We start from the raw sequence: 21,514 nt of genomic DNA, 5'->3' as shown, positions 1-21,514 counted from the left end.
CGCCGTCTTCTTCCGGAGGTAACGCGGAATAACGTGCCATATTTACAGCAATCGTCCGGGACACCGATCTATCATGCCCTGTCTGAACTCAAGGGATGGTAAAAAAAGGTATACATATCGGTCTGTCATGACAAGGGATGAGAGTTCGAAAGCGCTTACGGATGAAATTCAAAAAAATGGTTCGCCAACCTATGACTTACACCTGTTTTTTAGCGAACCAAAAAAGTTCCCACAAAATCTTGACTGACTCAAATAACGGAAGGTTATTTTCAAATGCTATATTCTCATGTTACCATAGAGAAAACGGATCGAAACGGGGATTTGTATGTTAACGTTAATTTCCGCTGGCATTGCCCCAGGAATCGCGCTGCTTAGCTATTTTTATTTAAAAGATGAATATGAAACAGAACCGCTTTCCATTGTGCTGCGGGCGTTTCTTGTTGGGGCGCTTCTTGTATTTCCTATCATGTTTATTCAATATGTATTTCATGCGGAAGGAATGGCGACATCTGCGGTAGTTCGCGCCTTTTTTTTGTCCGGATTGTTAGAAGAATTTGTGAAATGGTTTATCCTTTATGTTTTTATTTATGACCACCATGAGTTTGATGAACCGTATGATGGCATCGTCTATAGCGCGAGCGTGTCGCTCGGTTTTGCGACATTGGAAAATATTTTATATTTACTGGCAAACGGTGTGGAATTTGCCGTAACAAGAGCGCTTTTGCCTGTTTCAAGCCATGCTTTATTCGCAGTAATCATGGGCTTTTATTTAGGAAAAGCAAAATTTGCGATGAGAAAGCGGCGCCACTTATTTCTTTCGTTTTTTCTTCCCTTTCTGTTGCACGGGACATATGATTTTATTTTGTTAACACAAGAAAAATGGGGCTACTACATGGTTCCGTTCATGCTGTTGTTATGGTGGTTTGCGCTTCGAAAAGTAAAGCAGGCGAAAGGATTTTATAATCATGAAAGAATCTCTCCAGCAAAAAGCCAAGTGCAATAAGCTTGGCTTTTTGCTTTTTTTGTATAAAAAGGTAAATTGGAAAGAAAATAGGGATAAAACAACAGAAGCAATGCGGGAGGTTTCGCATATGTCTAGGAAGATGCAACGGAATTTATCGCTTATCGTAATGGCTGCTTGTTTGGCGATCTGCGGAAAGCCAGCCGAAGAAGTAAAAGCATTTTCAAATCAAGTCATTCAACGCGGGGCGGTTGGAGACGATGTCATCGAATTGCAGGCGCGCTTGCAGTACATCGGATTTTACAACGGAAAAATTGATGGCGTGTTTGGCTGGAGGACATATTGGGCAGTGCGCAACTTTCAATATGAATACGGGCTGCCGGTTGACGGACTTGTCGGTGAAAGCACAAAAGCGAAACTAGTCAAGGCATCAAAATATCATGAGCGATTTGTCAAGGAACAAATTCGCAAAGGCAATTCGTTTACCCATTACGGTGGCACGCCGTTAAGCCAACAAGTCAAAGGAAATAAAGGGGGAGGCGCGGCAAACAGGGCGGCGAGAACGACAGCGTCTAACGTACCAAGAGGGTTTTCGCAAAATGATATTCAGTTGATGGCTAATGCTGTATATGGAGAAGCGCGGGGAGAGCCTTATATCGGCCAAGTGGCCGTCGCAGCGGTCATTTTAAACCGCCTAGAGCATCCGTCGTTTCCGGATACGATAGCAGGCGTTATTTTCCAGCCTGGGGCGTTTACTGCGGTAGCCGATGGACAGATTTGGTTGACGCCGAATGAAACGGCGAAAAAAGCGGTGCTTGATGCGATTAACGGCTGGGACCCTACCGGCGGCGCCATTTATTATTTCAATCCGGAAACAGCGACGAGCGCATGGATTTGGAATCGTCCGCAAATTAAACAGATCGGCAAACATATTTTTTGCAAATAACGCAGGAGGTGAACAGAAATGATACGAAATGTATTAATCGGCGTGCTGTCGCTTGGCATCGCCGGAACAGCGTACTGGGGGTATCGAGAACACCAAGAAAAAAACGCGGTATTAATTCATGCTGAAAATAACTACCAGCGCGCTTTCCATGATTTAACGTACCAAATCGATTTATTGCATGATAAAATCGGCACAACGCTTGCGATGAATTCCCGAGCATCGCTTTCCCCGGCGTTGGCTGAAGTATGGCGAATCGCCTCAGAAGCCCATTCGGATGTCGGACAATTGCCGCTTTCTTTGCTTCCGTTTAACAAAACGCAAGAATTTCTCGCCAAAATAGGGGAGTTCAGTTATCGAACCGCAGTCCGCGATTTAGAAAAAGAACCGCTTACGAAGGAAGAATATCGCACGTTGCAAGCCCTTTATAAAAACGCGGCGAACATTCAACAAGAACTTCGCAATGTTCAACATTTAGTCTTAAAAAACAACTTGCGCTGGATGGATGTCGAGTTAGCGCTTGCCACAAACGACCGTCCGGGCGATAACATCATTATTGACGGATTTAAAGCGGTAGAGAAAAACGTTGATTCGTTTTCCAAGTCAGCGGAATTTGGCCCGGCATTTGTCGGGTTCGAGAAAAAAGAAAAAGGGTTTGTCCGCGCTATAGGGAAGCCGATTTCCAAAACAGAAGCGAAACGAATCGCCCGTTCTTTTCTTGATTTAAAGGGAACGGAAAACATAAAAGTCACGGCAAGCGGAAAAGGAGCGGATGAGCGCTTTTACAGTTTGACGATCCGCGATCCAAAGACGAAAAGCGATATTTATATGGACATTACAGAAAAAGGTGGTTATCCGATTTGGGTCATCAATAGCCGCCCAATCAAAAAGCAAACGATCAGTTTGCATGAAGCGGCAAATAGAGGGATGCAGTTTTTGCGAAAGCATAAGTTTAAAAACTTAGAGTTATATGACAGTGCACAATATGATAACATCGCTTTATTGACGTTTGTGACAAATGAAAACGGAATCCGCATTTATCCGGAAGCCATTAAAATGAAAGTGGCTCTCGATGATGGAACGATCGTCGGTTTTTCCGCGCGCGATTATTTATCTTCGTCCGTTCAACGACCGCTTCCGAAGCCAACGTTGACGGCGGAGCAGGCAAAGAAAAAAGTTAATCCAAATTTCAAAGTGTTGGAACAGCGCCAGGCAGTGATTACAAACGATATGAACGAGCAAGTGCTCTGCTATGAATTTTTAGGGACGCTTGGGGAAGACACATACCAAATTTTTGTTAACGCGAATACAGGAATGGAGGAAAACGTGGAAAAACTACAAAGCGTGGAACAAAATTATAGTTAAAAAATGCGTTGTGAATCTCACTTCAGGAAAAGCTTGATGTAGGCTTTTCCTTTTTGTTTTAATAATTATGAGAAGAAAATGAGAGGGAGAGCCGATGTTAAAAGTAGGAGATACGCTAACGTTAGAGCCGATGGAGGGCGAAGGGGAACAATATAAAAGCAAAGTGGAAGAAATAGGTGAAAGCTATATACATATTGACTATCCCGTTCACACGAAAACGGGGAAGACGGTATTTTTATTAAATGGCATGCAATTTAAAGCAAGCTTTATCGGGGATGATAATGGCCTTTATTTATTTGAAACAGAAGTAATTGGAAAAGTGCGACAGCCGATTCCAATGGTTGTCCTTTCCTATCCAGGAACCGATAAGTTAGTGCGCGTTCAGCGCCGTCGGTATGTAAGAGTGGAAGCGAATGCCGATGTAGCGATTCATCCGCTTCAGCAAGAATTTACGCCATTTACGACGATGACGACCGATATTAGCGCTGGCGGAGCTGCGATCGTATTGCCGCAGCAGCAACAAACACAGCTTGTTCCTGGAATGGTGGTGGAAACGTGGTTGGCGCTAGCGATGAGATCGGGGGAATATCATTATTTAAAGCTGAAAGCAAAAATCGTTCGCATCTTTCAAGCGGAAAACAGTGACGTATATAAAGCGTCTTTGCAATTTTTCGATGTATCGCCGCAAGACCGGGTGCTGTTGATTCGCTATAGCTTTGAACGGCAACTGGAGATGCGGAAAAAAGAGGAAAAATACCGCGAATAAATCGCAAAAAAGCGTGGAATAATGGCTATATAAAAACGGAAGGCAGGCTTACGTTCTGAATGAAACGAGTGGAAGCGATTTTACTAAAGCTTGTCGTGATTCAATTTATTTTTTTAATCATAGCCCAATCGCTGATTTTGTACACTCCGCTAAGTCCCTATTTAGGAAAAATTGATGAGTATGAAGGAATCAGTAAACAAGAAAAAACAAAAACAATCGAAACAATCATCGACCGCTAGCGGTCGATATGGTAAAATGACATCGATGCACGCAGGAATTTCCTGCTTTTTTCTTTGATAAAAATTCATGTCGATGATGGTAGGGGGAACTATGAGAAAAAACATTAGCATTGCCATTGATGGACCAGCTGCTGCGGGAAAAAGCACCGTTGCGAAAATAATAGCGAAACGGCTTTCGTATGTTTACATCGATACTGGCGCGATGTACCGGGCGCTAACGTACCGGGCCTTGCGGCAAGGGGTTGCGCTTGATGATGAACAAGCGTTAGTTACGTTATTAAAAAATACATATATTGAATTAAAGTCGTCCGCGCAAGGACAGCTTGTGTTTGTCAACGGGGAAGACGTTACAAACATCATTCGCAGCGAAGAAGTGACAAATGCTGTATCGCTAGTTGCCAAGCATCCGCTTGTGCGGGAAGAAATGGTGGAGCGGCAACGCGCTCTCGCCAAAAACGGCGGTGTCGTCATGGATGGGCGAGATATCGGCACACACGTTCTTCCGGATGCGGAAGTAAAAATCTTTTTGAAAGCATCCGTTGAAGAAAGAGCGAAGCGGCGACATGCGGAAAACATTGCCAGAGGATTTCCGTCTGACTTAGAAACGCTGAAAAAGGAAATCGCGCGCCGCGACCAAATCGATTCGGAGCGTGAAGTCGCACCGCTGAAAAAGGCGGAAGACGCGATAGAAATTGATACGACGTCACTGTCGGTGGAAGAAGTGGTGGAACGCATTATGGAAATTGTCAACGAAAGGATTGGATGATGGTGGACTTTTATTCGTTTGCCAAGGGAGTCGTTAAAAGAATTTTAATTCCTCTTTACCGTATTGAAGTAATAGGAGTAGAGCAGTTTCCAAAAGAAGGAGGAGTGCTTCTTTGCGCAAACCATATCAGTAACCTTGATCCGCCAATCCTTGGGATTACCGCTCCAAGGCCGATTCATTTTATGGCGAAAGAAGAATTGTTTCGCATTCCGCTCTTCAAAAATTTAATTACGATTTTGCATGCGTTTCCAGTAAAACGGGGAATGAGCGATCGTCAAGCATTGCGAACCGGCCTAGAACTGCTAAAACAAGGGCGCGTGTTAGGCATTTTCCCAGAGGGGACGCGAAGCAAAGATGGCAAATTGAAAAAGGGGCTGCCTGGTGTCGGTTTTTTTGCGCTTCGGACAAGTGCCGTCGTTGTTCCATGCGCCATTATTGGCACATACCGCCCGTTTGTGCGGCTTAAGGTCGTTTACGGTGCGCCGCTCGATATGGCGCCGCTGCGTGAGCGAAAAGCATCGCCGGAAGAAGCGACAGCATATATTATGCAGCATATCCAAGCATTATTAGATCAGCATCGATAAGCATTCAGTTACATGTCTATTGAAAAAATATGGTATACTAAATAGAAAAACGGTCCTATTGCACGCCATAACCGATAATGGTCTGGAGTGGTAAACGATGACGTAGAAGGCGCGTTTTTCGATGGAAGAGCACGGACCGTCAGTCGATTTAAGGAGGGTTTGCAAATGACAGAGGATATGAATTTACAAGTAAACGTATACAAGGTAGGTGATATCGTTCGAGGAAAAGTCGTAAAACTAGAAGATAAGCAAGTGCTTGTCGATATTGAAGGAAGCAAACAAAGCGGGATTATCCCAATTAGCGAATTATCGAGTTTGCATATTGACAAAACAAGTGACGCCGTTTCTGTCGGCGATGAAGTAACGGCAAAAGTAAAAAAAGTGGAAGAAGGCGAAAATGAAGAAGATGGGTTGCTCATCTTATCAAAGAAAGCAGTGGATGCTGAGCGCGCTTGGGAAGAATTAGAGCGAAAATTTGCTAGCGGGGAAACGTTTGCAGTCGTCGTGAAAGACATTGTCAAAGGCGGGCTCGTTGCCGATGTAGGAGTGCGCGGATTTATCCCTGCATCTCTCGTAGAGCCGCACTACGTCGAGGATTTTTCCGACTACAAAGGCAAGACGCTTGCGGTCAAAGTGGTAGAGTTGGATCGTGACAAAAATCGCATCATTTTGTCGCATCGTGCCGTCGTCGAAGAAGAGCAAGAGCGCAAGCGCAAAGAGGCGTTTAGCCGCTTAGAGCCGGGGCAAGTGCTTGAGGGAATCGTGCGTCGCATCACCGATTTTGGCGTGTTTGTTGATGTTGGCGGCTTTGATGGTCTCGTACATATTTCCCAGCTTTCCCATACGCGTGTCGCACATCCGTCCGATGTCGTGCAAGAAGGGGAAACGGTGAAAGTAAAAGTGCTTTCCGTTGATGAAGAGAACGGTCGCGTTTCCCTTTCTATCAAAGAAGCATTGCCAAGCCCTTGGGAAGGAATTGCCGAGAAAATCGCTCCTGGCGACATCGTCACTGGTACGGTGAAACGGCTTGTGCCGTTCGGCGCGTTTGTGGAAATTTTTCCGGGGGTCGAGGGGCTCGTTCATATTTCGCAAATTTCTAATAAGCGTATCGGCACACCGCATGAAGTGTTAAAAGAAGGGGAAGAAGTAAAAGCGAAAGTGCTTGATGTCAGCGAAGCGGAACGCCGTATTTCCCTAAGCATACGCGATTTAATCGAAGAAGAAGCGGCTTCGGAAGAAGACTATAGCCAATACGCCAAGCCGGCAAACGAGGTAAAAGGCTTCCAGATCGGTGAAGTCATCGGCGAGCAATTGAAAAAATTAAAATAACGAGGATGAATCCGTCATAACATACATCATTGGTTAAACGAAAGCGATTTTATAGCCAACGATAAAAAAGCTGACTGCGTTGCATCCAAACGCGGTCAGCTTTATTTTTTAGTGTTGGTTTCTCTCTCTTGCCGCATCAGGCGGTTCGAGCCGCCCCGCCCCCTTGTAAGAAAGCGATTGGTCGCGGTCAGACTCGACGCGTCTCGACTGTTTTAACTTTTTTTCTTGACGATCTCTGCCCATCGTCATCTACTCCTTTTCGTCATGATTTTCTTCTTGCTATCACTATTTTTTATGTTGCTTGCGTTGTTTATGCACGAATCAATGTTCATAAAAGATGAAATAATGAACATAATAGGAGGTGGAAGAGAAAAATATGGAAGGAATTTATTTTTTATCATTTTTTTGGATATTGTGGATAACGGCAACTTTTTTTATGAAAAAAACGCGCCAACGGACGATGCTGGCTGGGGCCGCACTAATCGCGATTATTCTCTCATCTGTTTCGCTGCATATAGGTAGTTTCCGCGTAACGCTTTCTTTTTTATTTCTTTTTTTCTTATCTTGTTATTTCGTGGCAAAACAAACTGGCAGGAAGCTTTTATATATGGTGATCGCCGCATTGACCATCGCTTTTGCCTATGCCTCTTTCCAGCTGCTCGCTCTTTTTGACCCAGTATGGATATGGATGGATCGTACGTGGATGCTTGCAATCGTGTTAGTCGTAATATGCCTTTTATTTTACGAAAATATTCAATCGCGTTTATTATGCTTGGTCATTGGAGGATGTCAAGGGGAAACGCTATATTCCATTATTTCGAAAAAAGTATCGTTTCCATACGTCATCGGTGCTTTTTCTTTTTTAGACACGGTATCTGTTAGCGCGTTTTGCTTGCTTATTTGGACGTTATTCGAGCAGATCGCGGTGCATGTTGACAGACGACGAATGAACAAAAACTGGCGGGAGGGGCGACGATTTTTATATGTGAAACAAAAGAAGAAATGGAAAAGGTCGCCGCCAATTTAGAAGCGATTCTAGATGGCATCGCCCATGAGCTGACAGAACAATTATTCATCATTGTCAAGCATTAGCTTATTGTTGACGAATGGCGTTTTTGATAAAATAAAACAGCTGTATCCTTCCTTGAAAGGATGATTTTTCACAGTCGCGATACGTAAAGAAAGGGTGATAGCATGGCTAATCCAGTCGTGGCAATTGTCGGTCGTCCGAACGTTGGAAAGTCAACGATTTTTAACCGAATTGTCGGCGAACGTATTTCCATTGTTGAGGATGTACCGGGAGTAACTCGCGACAGAATTTACAGCAGCGCCGAATGGTTGAATCATAAATTTTACTTAATTGATACCGGCGGGATCGATATCGGCGATGAGCCGCTTTTAGTGCAAATTCGTCAACAAGCGGAAATTGCTATCGATGAGGCGGACGTGATCATTTTTATGACGAACGGCCGCGATGGCGTGACAGCGGCCGATGAGGAAGTGGCGAAAATTTTGCACCGTTCGAACAAGCCTGTTGTGCTTGCAGTGAATAAAGTTGACAATCCGGAAATGCGCGATCTTATTTACGATTTTTATGCGCTCGGGTTTGGCGATCCGTATCCGATTTCTGGCGCGCACGGCACGGGGCTTGGCGATTTGTTGGATGCGGTCGTTCGCCATTTTCCAAAACGCGGTCAGGAAGAATATGAAGAAGATGTGATTAAGTTTTGTTTAATCGGTCGTCCAAACGTTGGCAAATCGTCCCTTGTTAACGCGATTTTAGGGGAAGAACGCGTCATTGTCAGCGATATTGCCGGCACGACGCGCGATGCCGTCGATACGACGTTTGTGCGGGAAGGACAAGAATATGTTATTATTGACACAGCGGGAATGAGAAAAAGAGGGAAAATTTATGAAAGTACCGAAAAATATAGCGTGTTGCGCGCGCTGAAAGCGATTGAGCGCTCGGATGTCGTCCTCGTTGTGTTAAACGCGGAAGAAGGAATTATCGAACAAGACAAAAAAATTGCTGGATATGCCCATGAAGCGGGGCGAGGTGTGATTATTGTCGTCAACAAATGGGATGCGATCGAAAAAGATGACAAAACATTGATCGAATTTGAGCGGAAAATTCGCAATCATTTTCCGTTTCTTGATTATGCGCCGATTATTTTTGTTTCGGCAAAAACAAAGCAGCGGCTACATAAGCTGTTGCCGCTTGTGCGCATGGTAAGCGAAAATCACGCGATGCGCGTGCAAACAAACGTGCTGAATGAAGTGGTGATGGATGCGGTGGCAATGAATCCGACGCCAACGCATAACGGCCGGCGCCTAAAAATTTATTATATGACGCAAGTTGCGGTAAAACCGCCGACCTTCGTCGCATTTGTCAACGACCCGGAGCTAATGCACTTTTCTTACGAGCGCTTTTTGGAAAATCGCATCCGCGACGCGTTCGGCTTTGAAGGCACACCGATAAAAATCATCGCGCGACCAAGGAAATAGAAAAAGGAAAAATACACCATTTTTTTGCTGAAAGTCCACTACGTCCCGCGGACAACGGTGGGAAGAATGTCACCATCTTACGCGTTGGAAGCCTGCGGAGGGACGAGAGCTGCGGCGGGATCAAGCGGTACATGGCTGGCGCCCGAAGTTAAATGGTTGAAAGGCGGAGGGCGCCCTGCTTGCTAGTGACAGGCAATTCATAATAAGGAAGTGAGAACGGTGGAGCAAATTACAGTGTTAGGTGCAGGAAGCTGGGGGACAGCGCTTGCGCTAGTCCTCGCCGATAACGGGCATCAAGTACGGCTTTGGGGACACCGTGCGGAGCAGATCAAGGAAATCAATACAAAACGGACGAATGAAAAATATTTGCCTAGTATTCAATTGCCTGAAAGGATTGTCGGCTATGCCGACCTTTGCCAAGCGCTTGACGGCGTCCGGACGGTGGTGCTTGCTGTGCCGACAAAAGCGATTCGCGAAGTGCTGCGGAAAGTTTGTGATTGCATTCGCGAGCCGATCACCATTGTATCAGTAAGCAAAGGGATTGAGCCAGACACGCATAAGCGTGTTTCCGAAATCATTGAGGAAGAAATGGGAGAGCTTTTGCGCGATGTCGTCGTCCTGTCTGGTCCGAGCCATGCGGAAGAAGTGAGCTTGCGCCATCCGACGACGGTGACCGTTTCTTCGAAAAACATGAAGGCGGCGGAGCGCATTCAAGATTTGTTTATGAACCACCAATATTTTCGCGTTTATACTAATCCGGATTTAATTGGGGTGGAGCTCGGCGGGGCGCTGAAAAATATCATTGCGTTAGCTGCAGGCATTACCGATGGATTAGGGTATGGAGATAATGCGAAAGCGGCGCTAATGACAAGAGGGCTGGCCGAAATTGCTCGGTTAGGCTGCGCGCTTGGCGCCAATCCGTTGACGTTCGCCGGATTGACTGGCGTTGGCGATTTAATTGTCACATGCACAAGCGTTCATTCGCGAAATTGGCGTGCTGGCCACATGCTAGGAAAAGGGAAAAAGCTAGACGAAGTGCTTGCAAGCATGGGAATGGTCGTAGAAGGAGTAAGAACGACGAAAGCCGCTTATCAGCTTTCCCAAAAGCTTGGAGTAAAAATGCCGATTACAAAAGTGCTTTATGAAGTATTATTTGACGGAAAAAATCCAAAAGATGCGGCTGATTCATTAATGTCGCGCATGAAAACGCAAGAGATGGACGATTTAGTCAATATTCTTACAGAACCGCATCGGTAAAAATGGGGAAAATAGGCGTTCGATGATACAAGGTGTTTGCGCTTCGCATACAATACTACGAACAATTATAGACTTGAGCTTCCGGATCAAGGGTATTGTTGTTAAACTGAAGTAAAGAAAAGCCCCGCTTTACTTCAGTTTTTTTGTTCGTGCATAAAGGGCGAGTCTAAAATATATTTATTTGTTATAATAAATGTCGAAAAAAGGAGGAAAAGCGATGTCACCGGCGTTGGCGAAAATGTGGATTGCCATTGCGTCCATGGTATTCATGTTTATTTCGGTATTTTCGATTTATATCAGCCGCTATAAAGCAAAAAACAAGATGATTCGCTTTATTTTGGCATTGATCGCCTATATTTTTATGATTTTAGCGGGAATTATCATTATTTTTGTCGTGTTTAGCGGGCCGACGCCAGAATAGTAGACGAGGTTAAAGGGTGGATTTTCGATGAGATGGATCGTTCGTTGTATAATCTCATGCTTGATTGTATTATCTCTTTCCGGCTGTTTATATCCAAAGGAGCGGCTGAAACAAAATCAAATTCCGTATGAAGATCAAGTCGCTGCGGTGCAATCGGCGGTGAATCAATACCGTAAAGCAACAGGAGGGCTGTTGCCGATTAAAACGCGCGACATGAAAACTCCTATTTATCAAAAGTATCTTATTGATTTTAATAAATTAGTCCCGCGTTATATGCAGGAACCGCCGGGAAACGCTTATGAAAGCGGCGGCGTTTTCCAATATGTCATCGTCGACGCAGAAAAAAATCCAACTGTGAAATTGCTCGACTTGCGTTTGGCTGAACGGATTCGCGATTTAAAGCTGCGTTTGCAAATGTACCAAGACGATCACCGCTATCCGCCGTTTAAGAAAATGATCGCACCGGGAGTGTTTACTTTAGATTATAAAAAGCTCGGATATAAAGAACCGCCGCATGTTGTCAGCCCGTTTTCCGGCAATAATTTGCCGCTTGTCATCGATGGGAGCGGGGAAATTTATATCGATTATCGCATCGACTTATATAACGCGTTAAAAAAAGAGAAACACCATTACCGCCCGGGCGATGACATTCGCGACATATTGGTGAAGCATTCGCTATTTGTGCCCGCTTACTCCCTTCCGTATACGATCGACGCTAAAACAAATGAACCGGTTTTTTTAACAAAATGAGTCATGAACCCTTCTCTAGGAAAATACATTCTAGAGAAGGGATTTTTTATATATTTTAGTTATAAACAAATAGGACAATATCATATTCATATAGTGTCCTACGATACTAGCGAATTCGGTTGTTAACTATAACGGCCCAAAAGACTGGAGGGGAGTCATTTGGAAAAAGTCGATATTTTCAAAGATATCGCCGAACGAACTGGTGGCGATATTTATTTAGGAGTAGTCGGTGCGGTCCGAACAGGAAAATCGACTTTCATAAAAAGGTTTATGGAACTTGTCGTCATTCCGAATATTAAAAATGAAGCAGATAAAGCGCGCGCGCAAGACGAATTGCCACAAAGCGCCGCCGGAAAAACGATTATGACCACCGAGCCGAAATTTGTGCCAAATCAAGCGGTTACCGTTAAAGTTGACGAAGGGCTAGAAGTCAACATCCGCCTTGTCGATTGTGTCGGCTATGCCGTCCCTAGCGCAAAAGGGTATGAAGATGAGAACGGTCCGCGCATGATTCATACGCCGTGGTACGAGGAACCGATTCCGTTTCACGAAGCGGCGGAAATCGGCACAAGAAAAGTGATCCAAGAACATTCGACGATCGGTGTCGTCATTACGACGGATGGCACGATCGGCGAAATTCCGCGCCAAGATTACGTCGAAGCCGAAGAACGCGTCATTCATGAACTAAAAGAAGTCGGCAAACCGTTTATTATGATTGTTAACACTGTTCGTCCGCATCATCCGGATACGGAAGCGCTCCGCCGCGAACTCGCCGAAAAATATGATATTCCAGTGTTAGCCATCAGCGTCGAAAGCATGAGAGAAACTGATGTGTATAACGTGCTTCGTGAAGCATTATATGAATTTCCGGTATTAGAAGTGAATGTAAATTTACCAAGCTGGGTCATGGTGCTCCGCGAAGATCATTGGCTTCGCGAAAGCTATCAAGATGCTGTGCGTGATACGGTAAAAGATATTAAGCGGCTGCGCGATGTCGATCGTGTCGTCCAGCAATTTAGTGAATATGATTTCATTGAAAAAGCGAGTCTTGCCGGCATGGAAATGGGGCGAGGAATTGCGGAAATTGACTTGTACGCGCCGGATGATTTGTATGACCAAATTTTAAAAGAAGTTGTCGGCGTGGAAATTCGCGGAAAAGATCATTTGCTGCAGCTTATGCAAGACTTTGCTCACGCAAAAGCGGAATATGACCAAATCGCCGATGCGTTAAAAATGGTGAAACAAACCGGTTATGGCATCGCGGCGCCGGCGCTTTCCGACATGAGCCTCGACGAGCCGGAAATCATTCGTCAAGGATCGCGCTTCGGCGTGCGGCTAAAGGCGGTAGCTCCGTCCATTCATATGATTAAAGTCGACGTTGAGTCGGAATTTGCGCCAATTATCGGCACGGAAAAACAAAGCGAAGAGCTCGTCCGTTATTTAATGCAAGATTTTGAAGATGATCCTCTCTCGATTTGGAATTCCGATATTTTCGGTCGTTCGCTTAGCTCGATCGTCCGTGAAGGCATTCAAGCAAAACTTGCCCTTATGCCGGAAAACGCACGTTACAAGCTAAAAGAAACGCTTGAACGCATTATTAACGAAGGATCAGGCGGATTAATCGCCATTATTTTATAAGAAAAGGCTCCAAGCTTGGAGTCTTTTTTATTTTTACTGCCTTTTTACTATGCGAGAAAATTAATAGAAACCCTTGAAAAGCAAGGATTTTATCTTGATAACGCATAGGACATATGATAATCTTTTATCAGAAAAAGTTACTTTCTTTGGTGAATTGTGCCTAAATTTTATTGATTTGTTGAAAATGTGTTGAATTATAGTGATAAATTGTTTAATATTAGGCATGTCACCGCATTTTATACGTATAGAAATAGAAGAAAATGTGAAGAAATGGTATTAAACAAACAGTTTTGACAACCCTCTTGGGAGGAGGTGAATCGCATGAATAAGACAGAATTGATTAACTCGGTTGCTGAAATTAGCGGCCTTTCCAAAAAAGATGCAACAAAAGCGGTGGACGCTGTATTTGAATCTATTACAGAAGCGTTAAAAAAAGGTGATAAAGTCCAATTAATTGGCTTTGGGAACTTTGAAGTGCGCGAGCGTGCAGCGCGCAAAGGGCGCAACCCGCAAACAGGGGAAGAAATGGAAATCCCTGCGAGCAAAGTTCCTGCATTCAAGCCAGGAAAAGCTCTTAAAGATGCTGTAAAGTAAGTTTACATATAAAGGCAATTAAGAGCTTGCAAAGGAAGGGTAAGCGGTACGCTGCCCTTCTTTTTTGCTTTTTTTTCGTTACATATGCTAGAATCGGATTACATTCAGCTTTTATGACGCAGGAGGATGTTGCTTGTATGTCACACGTGAATTATGAACAAATTGAATATGCCGTTCGCTTAATTTTAGAAGCAATTGGCGAAGATCCGAATCGCGAAGGATTAGTCGACACGCCAAAACGAGTCGCAAAGATGTATGAGGAAGTATTTTCCGGGTTGCATGAAGACCCAAAGCAGTATTTTCAAACCGTGTTCAATGAAAAACATGAGGAGTTAGTGCTTGTCAAAGATATTCCGTTTTACTCGATGTGTGAACATCATTTAGTTCCGTTTTTCGGCGTCGCGCATGTTGCTTATATTCCTCGTGGCGGAAAAGTTACAGGGTTAAGTAAGCTGGCACGAGCGGTGGAGGCAGTAGCACGCCGTCCGCAATTGCAGGAGCGCATTACGGCGACCGTTGCCGATTCGATTATGGAAACGCTCGATCCATACGGGGTAATGGTAGTGGTCGAAGCGGAGCATATGTGCATGACGATGCGCGGCGTGAAAAAACCGGGAGCCAAAACGGTGACAACGGCGGTGAGAGGATTGTTTGAAACCGACCAAGCTGCCCGTGCGGAAGTGCTTTCCCTCATAAAAGGATAAAATAATATACGAATAACGAAATGAGGAGGAGAGAATGATGTATATCAACAGTGATTATGTCGTCATTAAAGCGCTGGAAGATGGTGTGAACGTCATTGGGTTAACGAGAGGTGCGGATACGCGTTTTCACCATTCGGAAAAACTAGATAAAGGGGAAGTGTTAATCGCTCAATTCACCGAACATACATCGGCGATTAAGATAAGAGGAAAAGCGCATATTCAGACGAGACATGGGGAAATCGAATCCGAAGGAAAAAAGTGATGAACGATTTTCTATGAAACTAGAGCGCTTCAAAAAAAATTATGTTATAATTACTGCGTTATATTTTGTGCGAATTTTTGGGGGACAAGGGTGATTATATTGAAAAACATCATGAAAAAAATCGCGATGTTAAAAGAACAAATCGAACGGTTTTTACACCATTCCTATTTGTTTCAGCATATATCGACAAGATCAATCGATGAAGATCGCATTTTGTTGTCGCTGTCCATGTTAGAAGATGCGCAAATTTCCCCGGAGAAAGCGGACCATTATATTATCCCAATGATGCTTGTGCAAATCGCCCTTGATACCCATGACGAAGTGACGAATTCTGCTTCTGACCGCGAAGATGATGATTTGAAAACGCGGCAGTTAGTTGTGCTTGCAGGGGATTTATATAGCGGCTTATATTACGATTACTTAGCAAAGCGGAATGAAATTTCGATGATCCGCCTGTTTGCCGAAGCGATCAAAGAGATTAATGAGCACAAAATCCGATTGTATCAAAAAGATGTGGAGCGAATTGAAACGTTGTTTGACAGCGTTGGAACGATTGAATCGGCGTTGATTTGCAAAATGGGAGAATATTTTTCTGCCCCGTTATGGGTAAGCTTTTCGCATGATTATTTACTGTTGAAGCGGTTAAATAGGGAAAAAGAAGCGTTCATCCATTCCGGTTCTTCCGCTTTGTTTGAGCAAATGGCAAATATCGTATTTCCAAAAACAAAAACGGCGACGAAGGAACAGAAACAATATTTGCTTCACATTTGCAATCGGTATATTGACCATTGCAAAGAGAAATTGTTAAAAATGAAATTGGAAGTCAATGAGATGTTGCAAGTCCGCATTTCCGAGTTAACTGGCGGTTTTTCAGCCGTCGCAAAAAAGACGGTGGAAGAAGGGTAGAGGCATGTATCAATCGAAAGAAGAACGTGTTCATCATGTGTTTGAGAAAATTTACAAGCATTATGACCGCATGAATTCGGTCATTAGTTTCCGGCGCCATTTGAAATGGCGCAAAGATACGATGAAGCGAATGAACGTGCAACAAGGAAAAAAGGCGCTTGACGTTTGCTGCGGCACAGCCGATTGGACGATTGCGCTTGCGGAGGCCGTCGGCCCAAGCGGCGAAGTATACGGACTTGATTTCAGCAAAAATATGTTGCGAGTTGGAGAACAAAAAGTAAAAGAACGCCAGTTGACAAACGTAAAACTGATTCACGGCAATGCGATGAACTTGCCGTTTCCCGACAATACGTTTGATTATGTGACGATTGGCTTTGGTTTGCGCAACGTGCCGGACTATATGACGGTGCTAAAAGAAATGTATCGCGTCGTAAAACCAGGCGGCAAAGTCGTTTGTCTTGAAACATCACAGCCGACGTTAATCGGATTTCGTCAGTTATACTATTTTTACTTTCGCTTTATTATGCCTTTGTTTGGAAAATTGTTCGCGAAAAGTTATGAAGAATATTCATGGCTTCAAGAATCGGCGCGTGATTTTCCGGGAAGGGACGAACTTGCAGAGATGTTTCGCGCAGCCGGCTTTGTCGATATTGAAGTCAAGCCATACACATTTGGAGTTGCTGCGATGCACTTAGGTTATAAACGATAATAAAGGTGAACATCATGAAGTTAAAAGCGATGTATTCATTTTTGAATGCGGATTTACGTGCAGTGGAAAAAGAATTAGAAGAAACGGTCCGATCCGATTATGCGCAGTTGAGCGAAGCTGCGTTACATTTGTTACAGGCGGGCGGAAAGCGGATCCGTCCCGTTTTTGTATTGCTTGCCGCCAAATTCGGCACGTATGATATTGAACGGGTTAAACATGTGGCAGTGGCGTTGGAGTTAATCCATATGGCGTCTCTCGTTCATGATGATGTGATCGATGATGCAGAGCTACGGAGAGGAAGACAAACGATTAAGGCGAAATGGAGCAATCGGTTTGCCATGTATGCCGGCGACTATATGTTTGCCCGCTCGCTTGAATTGATGACACGCCTTGAAAATCCGCGTGCCCATCGCATTTTGGCGAACACGATCGTCGAAGTATGCCGCGGCGAGATTGAACAAATTAAAGATAAATATCGGTTTGATCAAAACCTTCGTTGTTACTTGCGGCGCATTAAACGAAAAACCGCGCTGTTGATCGCGGCAAGTTGCCAGCTCGGAGCAATTGCCGCAAACGCCGCAAAAGAGGTGGCAGATCGCCTCAACTTGTTTGGGTATTATGTTGGCATGTCGTTTCAAATTACGGATGATATTCTCGATTTTACCGGTACAGAAGCGCAGCTTGGCAAGCCGGCGGGGAGCGATCTATTGCAAGGAAATGTCACGCTCCCCGTATTATTCGCGATGGAGGATGAGAGGGCAAGAGAGAGGATTACCGCTGTCCATCCGAAGACGACGCCGGACGAAATGAAGGAAATTATTGCGTTAATCAAACAAACGGATGCAATTGAAAAATCGTATGCGCTTAGCGATCGCTATTTGCAAAAAGCGTTTCGTGTATTAGAAACGTTGCCGAAAAATAAAGCGCGTTCTACGTTGTACGACATCGCAAAATATATCGGAAAAAGGGATTCTTAACGCTTTCAAGGGCAATATTGCTAACAAGCGAAAACAGTGATACTATTTTGATGGGAATTCAGTTTCCTAGTACATATTTATAGGGGTGGAGATAGATGATAGAAAGAACGTTTATCATGGTTAAGCCTGACGGGGTTCAGCGCAACTTGATCGGCGAGATTGTTGCTCGCTTTGAGAAAAAAGGCTTTCAGCTTGTCGGTGCAAAACTGATGCAAGTATCGCGCGAATTGGCCGAACAGCATTATGCGGAACATAAAGAACGCCCGTTTTTCGGGGAACTCGTCGACTTTATTACGTCAGGTCCGGTGTTTGCGATGGTATGGGAAGGCGAAAACGTGATTGCAACAGCCAGACAAATGATGGGAAAAACAAACCCGCAGGAAGCGGCGCCTGGTACGATTCGCGGCGATTATGGCCTGACTGTCGGGAAAAACGTCATTCACGGTTCGGACTCCCCGGAAAGCGCTGAACGGGAAATTCGTTTGTTTTTCAAAGAAGAAGAGCTTGTCGATTATTCGAAATTAATGAACCAATGGATATATTAAAAAAGACGACCGGTCAGTGTAATGACCGGTTTTTATTTTGCATTTTTTCTTCTCTTTTCCATCTGTTTTGCGCTATACTAAAACATAGGTATTCGGATGGAAATGAGAAAAAGAGAGGAAAAACGGGGATGAACGATTACCAGCAGTTTATTGAGAACGTCAAGCGAAAAACAGGCATTGATCTTTCGCAATATAAAGAGGCGCAAATGAAAAGGCGGTTGACGTCGCTCTATGAAAAAAGAGGGCTAAAAAATTTTCAAGAATTTTTTCAAGCAATGGAAAAAGACGAAGCGCTATTTCATGAATTTCTCGACCGAATGACGATTAACGTGTCGGAATTTTATCGAAATGCAAAACGATGGGAAGTGCTTGAAAAAAAAATTTTGCCGAAACTTCTCGAACAGAACCGCCGCTTAAAAATATGGAGCGCCGCCTGCTCTACTGGGGAAGAACCTTATACGTTGGCGATGATTGTATCGAAATTGGTGCCGCTTTCCCATGTTTCGATTTTAGCGACAGATATCGATGAAAACGCGATCGCTCGCGCGAAAATAGGAATGTATATGGAACGGTCGTTGCAAGAAATGCCGGAAGAAATGAAGAAGAAGTTTTTTACGAAAGAAGGAATGTATTATAAAATCGACGAAAAGATCAAAAGAGCGGTGACGTTTAAAAAGCACAACTTGCTCGCTGATCCGTTTGAACGCCAATTCGATTTGATTGTTTGCCGCAATGTGCTGATTTATTTCACAGAAGAGGCGAAAGAACAACTTTACCATAAATTTAATCAAGCGTTGCGGCTAGGCGGAATCCTGTTTGTCGGCAGCACGGAACAAATTTTTAACCCGGCCTTGTACGGCTTTGCAATGGAAGACACGTTTTTTTACCGCAAAGTCAAATAGTCGCTCAAAGAGTTCATCGGCAAGATGAATTCTTTTTTTGTCAGAAACTATTTTCATTTTTCAAATTTATGATATATTGTTACTTAAACGCGTTAAAGAGTTGAAGGGAGAGAAAAAGATGAGATATTTAACAGCAGGAGAATCACATGGCCCGCAGTTAACGACGATTTTGGAGGGGGTGCCGGCAGGGCTGACGCTGCTTGCCGAACATATTAATAAAGAGCTGGCAAGACGGCAAAAAGGATACGGCCGCGGCCGGCGGATGCAAATTGAAAAAGATGAAGTGAAGATTTTCAGCGGCGTCCGCCACGGAAAAACGTTAGGTTCCCCGATCACGCTTGTCGTCGAAAACCGCGATTGGAAACATTGGAAAAACATTATGTCGATTGAGCCGATCGATCCGACTGAAGAAGTAAAACGGAAAGTGACGCGACCGCGACCAGGCCATGCCGATTTAAACGGCGCGTTAAAATACGGGCACCGTGATATGCGCAACGTATTAGAACGTTCGTCAGCGCGGGAGACGACGGTACGAGTCGCGGCAGGAGCGGTGGCAAAGCGGATTTTAGAAGAGCTTGGCGTTCGCGTTGCCGGACATGTGATAGAAATTGGCGGGGTTCGCGCGGAGCGCCTCGATTATCGTTCGCTTGAGGAATTGCAGCAAGTGACGGAAGAGTCGCCGGTGCGCTGTTTTGACGAAAAAGCGGCGGTCAAAATGATGGAAGCGATCGACGAAGCGAAGAAAAACGGTGACTCGATTGGCGGCATTGTCGAAGTGATTGTCGAAGGCGTCCCTGCCGGCATCGGCAGCCACGTTCATTACGACCGGAAGTTGGACGCGAAAATTGCCGCAGCGATTGTCAGCATTAACGCGTTTAAAGGCGTCGAATTTGGCATCGGCTTTGAAGCGGCGCGGCGTCCGGGAAGCGAAGTGCATGATGAAATTATTTGGAGCAAAGAAACGGGATTTACGCGGCGGACAAACCGGGCCGGCGGTTTTGAAGGCGGAATGACAACCGGAATGCCGATTGTCGTGCGCGGAGTGATGAAGCCGATTCCGACGCTGTACAAACCGTTGCAAAGCGTTGATATCGACACGAAAGAGCCGTTTACGGCAAGCATCGAGCGTTCGGACAGCTGCGCGGTACCGGCGGCAAGCGTTGTTGCGGAGGCGGTCGTTGCTTGGGAAGTTGCTGCGGCGATCGTCGAACAGTTCGGCCAAGACCGAATGGATCTCATTAAAGAAAATGTCGAAAAAATGCGCCGTTACGCAAAGGAGTTTTAACGATGGAACGAATTTGGATCGAAACGAAAACAAAACAATATCCGTTGTTTCTCGGCGAAGGGATCATCGAAGCACTTCCGGATATTCTCCGCCAACTGTCCTTTTCCAAAGGGACGAAAGTGCTGATTATTACCGATCAAACGTTAGAGCGTTTGTATTTATCGAAGCTTCGCGCGCTGCTTGAGGATGACTATGACGTACATGCGCATGTCATCCCGGGCGGGGAAGAAGCGAAATCGTTTGAGCAATATTACGCGTGCCAAACGGCTGCGTTGCAATGCGGGCTTGACCGCCAATCGCTTATTCTTGCCTTCGGCGGCGGCGTCGTCGGCGATTTGGCTGGGTTTGTCGCCGCCACGTATATGCGCGGCATCCGATATATTCAAATACCAACGACGCTGCTCGCGCATGACAGCGCTGTCGGCGGCAAAGTAGCGATCAATCATCCGCTCGGCAAAAACATGATCGGAGCGTTTTATCAACCGGAAGCGGTTGTTTATGACATCGCTTTTTTGCGCTCCCTGCCGGAAAAAGAACTGCGCTCTGGTTTTGCCGAAGTCATCAAGCATGCGCTTATTCGCGACCGCGGCTTTTATGAATGGCTTCGCCGAGAAATCCGCGAGCTTGGCGATTTAAAAGGGGAGCGATTGCAATATTGCATTAAGAAAGGGATCGAAGTGAAAGCGAGCGTCGTGCGGGAAGACGAAAAAGAAGCAGGGGTTCGCGCCCATTTAAATTTTGGACATACGCTTGGGCACGCGATTGAAAACGAGCTCGGCTATGGCGCGATCACGCATGGCGATGCCGTAGCAATCGGGATGCTGTTTGCGATTTTTGTCAGCGAGCGGGTGTATGGAGTATCGTTTGACGATCATCGTTTTTCTTCTTGGTTCCGTACATACGGATTCCCTGTGTCTATTCCGCAACAACTGCAAATTAATCATCTTCTTGCGAAAATGAAAGGAGACAAAAAGGCGAGAGCAGGAACGGTTCGCATGGTGCTTTTGAAAGACATCGGCGCGGTGGAAGTAACGTCGCTTGACGATGAAACGCTGCTCGCGCTACTTGGCGAATTTTCGCGACGGGAGGAGGGAGAAAAATGACGG

24 protein-coding genes and 2 pseudogenes are annotated in these 21,514 nt (G+C 45.0%); 25 read left to right on the top strand and 1 reads right to left on the bottom strand.

Going from position 1 to position 21,514, the window contains the following annotated elements:
* Nucleotides 1–325: 325 nt before the first annotated feature.
* From prsW to rpsA, 8 genes are all read left to right on the top strand, one after another.
* On the top strand, nucleotides 326–1,003 hold the full coding sequence (prsW, locus tag BM278_RS08040) for a glutamic-type intramembrane protease PrsW (RefSeq protein WP_090948837.1): 678 nt from the start codon (nucleotides 326–328) through the stop codon (nucleotides 1,001–1,003).
* 127 nt (nucleotides 1,004–1,130) lie between these two features.
* Nucleotides 1,131–1,907, top strand: coding sequence for a spore cortex-lytic enzyme (gene sleB / locus BM278_RS08035; protein ID WP_244151122.1), 777 nt, complete (start codon nucleotides 1,131–1,133; stop codon nucleotides 1,905–1,907).
* An 18-nt stretch (nucleotides 1,908–1,925) separates the two neighbouring features.
* The gene (gene ypeB, locus BM278_RS08030) at nucleotides 1,926–3,269 is read left to right on the top strand and encodes a germination protein YpeB (RefSeq protein WP_090948836.1); all 1,344 of its coding nucleotides are present in this window, start codon (nucleotides 1,926–1,928) and stop codon (nucleotides 3,267–3,269) included.
* Between the two features lie 94 nt (nucleotides 3,270–3,363).
* Nucleotides 3,364–4,035 carry a flagellar brake protein gene (locus tag BM278_RS08025; RefSeq protein ID WP_090948835.1) on the top strand — a complete coding sequence of 224 codons (672 nt, stop codon included), beginning with the start codon at nucleotides 3,364–3,366 and terminating at the stop codon, nucleotides 4,033–4,035.
* 59 nt (nucleotides 4,036–4,094) lie between these two features.
* Entirely contained in the window at nucleotides 4,095–4,274 is a 180-nt protein-coding gene (locus tag BM278_RS08020) for a YpfB family protein (protein ID WP_090948834.1), read from the top strand.
* A 91-nt stretch (nucleotides 4,275–4,365) separates the two neighbouring features.
* Nucleotides 4,366–5,040 (top strand): (d)CMP kinase, encoded by a 675-nt coding sequence (gene cmk / locus BM278_RS08015; protein WP_090948833.1) that lies wholly within the window; start codon nucleotides 4,366–4,368, stop codon nucleotides 5,038–5,040.
* Nucleotides 5,037–5,624 carry a lysophospholipid acyltransferase family protein gene (locus tag BM278_RS08010; protein ID WP_090948832.1) on the top strand — a complete coding sequence of 196 codons (588 nt, stop codon included), beginning with the start codon at nucleotides 5,037–5,039 and terminating at the stop codon, nucleotides 5,622–5,624. Before cmk ends, BM278_RS08010 begins: the two co-directional genes overlap by 4 nt.
* Nucleotides 5,625–5,789: 165 nt before the next feature.
* Complete coding sequence (gene rpsA, locus BM278_RS08005) at nucleotides 5,790–6,953, top strand: 30S ribosomal protein S1 (RefSeq protein WP_090948831.1); 1,164 nt, start codon at nucleotides 5,790–5,792, stop codon at nucleotides 6,951–6,953.
* Between the two features lie 108 nt (nucleotides 6,954–7,061).
* On the opposite strand, the gene BM278_RS08000 is transcribed toward rpsA, so the two are convergent.
* Entirely contained in the window at nucleotides 7,062–7,196 is a 135-nt protein-coding gene (locus tag BM278_RS08000; RefSeq protein WP_090948830.1) for a YpzI family protein, read from the bottom strand.
* A gap of 133 nt (nucleotides 7,197–7,329) precedes the next feature.
* Between BM278_RS08000 and BM278_RS07995 the strand changes: the two are divergent.
* The 17 genes and pseudogenes from BM278_RS07995 to aroB all read left to right on the top strand — a co-directional run.
* Nucleotides 7,330–7,860 (top strand): annotated as a pseudogene (locus tag BM278_RS07995) (YphA family membrane protein); the annotation flags it as partial.
* 32 nt (nucleotides 7,861–7,892) lie between these two features.
* Nucleotides 7,893–8,045: pseudogene (locus BM278_RS19640) on the top strand (capping complex subunit for YIEGIA); the annotation flags it as partial.
* Nucleotides 8,046–8,147: 102 nt separating this feature from the next.
* The gene (gene der / locus BM278_RS07985; protein ID WP_090948828.1) at nucleotides 8,148–9,458 is read left to right on the top strand and encodes a ribosome biogenesis GTPase Der; all 1,311 of its coding nucleotides are present in this window, start codon (nucleotides 8,148–8,150) and stop codon (nucleotides 9,456–9,458) included.
* Nucleotides 9,459–9,677: 219 nt separating this feature from the next.
* Nucleotides 9,678–10,715, top strand: coding sequence for an NAD(P)H-dependent glycerol-3-phosphate dehydrogenase (locus BM278_RS07980; RefSeq protein WP_090948827.1), 1,038 nt, complete (start codon nucleotides 9,678–9,680; stop codon nucleotides 10,713–10,715).
* A 217-nt stretch (nucleotides 10,716–10,932) separates the two neighbouring features.
* Nucleotides 10,933–11,136: a DUF2768 domain-containing protein gene (locus BM278_RS07975; protein ID WP_090948826.1), complete on the top strand. Its 204-nt coding sequence runs from the start codon at nucleotides 10,933–10,935 to the stop codon at nucleotides 11,134–11,136.
* A 27-nt stretch (nucleotides 11,137–11,163) separates the two neighbouring features.
* Nucleotides 11,164–11,886, top strand: a complete 723-nt coding sequence (locus tag BM278_RS07970; protein ID WP_090948825.1) for a hypothetical protein — start codon at nucleotides 11,164–11,166, stop codon at nucleotides 11,884–11,886.
* Nucleotides 11,887–12,045: 159 nt separating this feature from the next.
* Nucleotides 12,046–13,524 carry a stage IV sporulation protein A gene (gene spoIVA, locus BM278_RS07965; RefSeq protein ID WP_090948824.1) on the top strand — a complete coding sequence of 493 codons (1,479 nt, stop codon included), beginning with the start codon at nucleotides 12,046–12,048 and terminating at the stop codon, nucleotides 13,522–13,524.
* Between the two features lie 321 nt (nucleotides 13,525–13,845).
* Nucleotides 13,846–14,118 (top strand): HU family DNA-binding protein, encoded by a 273-nt coding sequence (locus BM278_RS07960; RefSeq protein WP_167359601.1) that lies wholly within the window; start codon nucleotides 13,846–13,848, stop codon nucleotides 14,116–14,118.
* Between the two features lie 137 nt (nucleotides 14,119–14,255).
* A complete protein-coding gene (folE, locus tag BM278_RS07955) occupies nucleotides 14,256–14,822 on the top strand; it encodes a GTP cyclohydrolase I FolE (RefSeq protein ID WP_090948822.1) in 567 nt (188 codons plus the stop codon).
* Between the two features lie 37 nt (nucleotides 14,823–14,859).
* On the top strand, nucleotides 14,860–15,084 hold the full coding sequence (mtrB, locus tag BM278_RS07950; RefSeq protein WP_090948821.1) for a trp RNA-binding attenuation protein MtrB: 225 nt from the start codon (nucleotides 14,860–14,862) through the stop codon (nucleotides 15,082–15,084).
* Between the two features lie 90 nt (nucleotides 15,085–15,174).
* Nucleotides 15,175–15,990: a heptaprenyl diphosphate synthase component 1 gene (locus BM278_RS07945; RefSeq protein ID WP_090948820.1), complete on the top strand. Its 816-nt coding sequence runs from the start codon at nucleotides 15,175–15,177 to the stop codon at nucleotides 15,988–15,990.
* Between the two features lie 4 nt (nucleotides 15,991–15,994).
* Nucleotides 15,995–16,699, top strand: a complete 705-nt coding sequence (gene menG / locus BM278_RS07940) for a demethylmenaquinone methyltransferase (RefSeq protein ID WP_090948819.1) — start codon at nucleotides 15,995–15,997, stop codon at nucleotides 16,697–16,699.
* Nucleotides 16,700–16,713: 14 nt separating this feature from the next.
* A complete protein-coding gene (gene hepT / locus BM278_RS07935; protein WP_090948818.1) occupies nucleotides 16,714–17,676 on the top strand; it encodes a heptaprenyl diphosphate synthase component II in 963 nt (320 codons plus the stop codon).
* 95 nt (nucleotides 17,677–17,771) lie between these two features.
* On the top strand, nucleotides 17,772–18,221 hold the full coding sequence (gene ndk, locus BM278_RS07930) for a nucleoside-diphosphate kinase (RefSeq protein ID WP_208601772.1): 450 nt from the start codon (nucleotides 17,772–17,774) through the stop codon (nucleotides 18,219–18,221).
* 128 nt (nucleotides 18,222–18,349) lie between these two features.
* On the top strand, nucleotides 18,350–19,123 hold the full coding sequence (locus BM278_RS07925) for a CheR family methyltransferase (RefSeq protein ID WP_090948817.1): 774 nt from the start codon (nucleotides 18,350–18,352) through the stop codon (nucleotides 19,121–19,123).
* 118 nt (nucleotides 19,124–19,241) lie between these two features.
* On the top strand, nucleotides 19,242–20,408 hold the full coding sequence (aroC, locus tag BM278_RS07920) for a chorismate synthase (RefSeq protein ID WP_090948816.1): 1,167 nt from the start codon (nucleotides 19,242–19,244) through the stop codon (nucleotides 20,406–20,408).
* A 2-nt stretch (nucleotides 20,409–20,410) separates the two neighbouring features.
* Nucleotides 20,411–21,511 carry a 3-dehydroquinate synthase gene (gene aroB / locus BM278_RS07915; protein WP_090948815.1) on the top strand — a complete coding sequence of 367 codons (1,101 nt, stop codon included), beginning with the start codon at nucleotides 20,411–20,413 and terminating at the stop codon, nucleotides 21,509–21,511.
* Nucleotides 21,512–21,514 lie beyond the last annotated feature (3 nt).

It is taken from the genome of Parageobacillus thermantarcticus (assembly GCF_900111865.1).
Lineage (GTDB): Bacteria > Bacillota > Bacilli > Bacillales > Anoxybacillaceae > Parageobacillus > Parageobacillus thermantarcticus.
The sequence above is the reverse complement of the archived record's forward strand: the minus strand, read 5'-3'. Positions and strand labels throughout refer to the sequence as shown.

What these genes read in the sequence shown, in the direction of transcription:
- BM278_RS08025 (WP_090948835.1), top strand. Translation starts at nt 3,364, where the DNA reads ATGTTAAAAGTAGGAGATACGCTAACGTTAGAGCCGATGGAGGGCGAA.
- BM278_RS07970 (WP_090948825.1), top strand. Translation starts at nt 11,164, where the DNA reads ATGAGATGGATCGTTCGTTGTATAATCTCATGCTTGATTGTATTATCT.
- BM278_RS07925 (WP_090948817.1), top strand. Translation starts at nt 18,350, where the DNA reads ATGAACGATTACCAGCAGTTTATTGAGAACGTCAAGCGAAAAACAGGC.
- folE (WP_090948822.1), top strand. Translation starts at nt 14,256, where the DNA reads ATGTCACACGTGAATTATGAACAAATTGAATATGCCGTTCGCTTAATT.
- BM278_RS07975 (WP_090948826.1), top strand. Translation starts at nt 10,933, where the DNA reads ATGTCACCGGCGTTGGCGAAAATGTGGATTGCCATTGCGTCCATGGTA.
- BM278_RS08020 (WP_090948834.1), top strand. Translation starts at nt 4,095, where the DNA reads ATGAAACGAGTGGAAGCGATTTTACTAAAGCTTGTCGTGATTCAATTT.
- ndk (WP_208601772.1), top strand. Translation starts at nt 17,772, where the DNA reads ATGATAGAAAGAACGTTTATCATGGTTAAGCCTGACGGGGTTCAGCGC.
- cmk (WP_090948833.1), top strand. Translation starts at nt 4,366, where the DNA reads ATGAGAAAAAACATTAGCATTGCCATTGATGGACCAGCTGCTGCGGGA.
- aroB (WP_090948815.1), top strand. Translation starts at nt 20,411, where the DNA reads ATGGAACGAATTTGGATCGAAACGAAAACAAAACAATATCCGTTGTTT.
- BM278_RS08010 (WP_090948832.1), top strand. Translation starts at nt 5,037, where the DNA reads ATGATGGTGGACTTTTATTCGTTTGCCAAGGGAGTCGTTAAAAGAATT.
- ypeB (WP_090948836.1), top strand. Translation starts at nt 1,926, where the DNA reads ATGATACGAAATGTATTAATCGGCGTGCTGTCGCTTGGCATCGCCGGA.
- der (WP_090948828.1), top strand. Translation starts at nt 8,148, where the DNA reads ATGGCTAATCCAGTCGTGGCAATTGTCGGTCGTCCGAACGTTGGAAAG.
- BM278_RS08000 (WP_090948830.1), bottom strand. Translation starts at nt 7,196, where the DNA reads ATGGGCAGAGATCGTCAAGAAAAAAAGTTAAAACAGTCGAGACGCGTC.
- hepT (WP_090948818.1), top strand. Translation starts at nt 16,714, where the DNA reads ATGAAGTTAAAAGCGATGTATTCATTTTTGAATGCGGATTTACGTGCA.
- BM278_RS07960 (WP_167359601.1), top strand. Translation starts at nt 13,846, where the DNA reads ATGAATAAGACAGAATTGATTAACTCGGTTGCTGAAATTAGCGGCCTT.
- prsW (WP_090948837.1), top strand. Translation starts at nt 326, where the DNA reads ATGTTAACGTTAATTTCCGCTGGCATTGCCCCAGGAATCGCGCTGCTT.
- mtrB (WP_090948821.1), top strand. Translation starts at nt 14,860, where the DNA reads ATGTATATCAACAGTGATTATGTCGTCATTAAAGCGCTGGAAGATGGT.
- aroC (WP_090948816.1), top strand. Translation starts at nt 19,242, where the DNA reads ATGAGATATTTAACAGCAGGAGAATCACATGGCCCGCAGTTAACGACG.
- menG (WP_090948819.1), top strand. Translation starts at nt 15,995, where the DNA reads ATGTATCAATCGAAAGAAGAACGTGTTCATCATGTGTTTGAGAAAATT.
- rpsA (WP_090948831.1), top strand. Translation starts at nt 5,790, where the DNA reads ATGACAGAGGATATGAATTTACAAGTAAACGTATACAAGGTAGGTGAT.
- sleB (WP_244151122.1), top strand. Translation starts at nt 1,131, where the DNA reads ATGGCTGCTTGTTTGGCGATCTGCGGAAAGCCAGCCGAAGAAGTAAAA.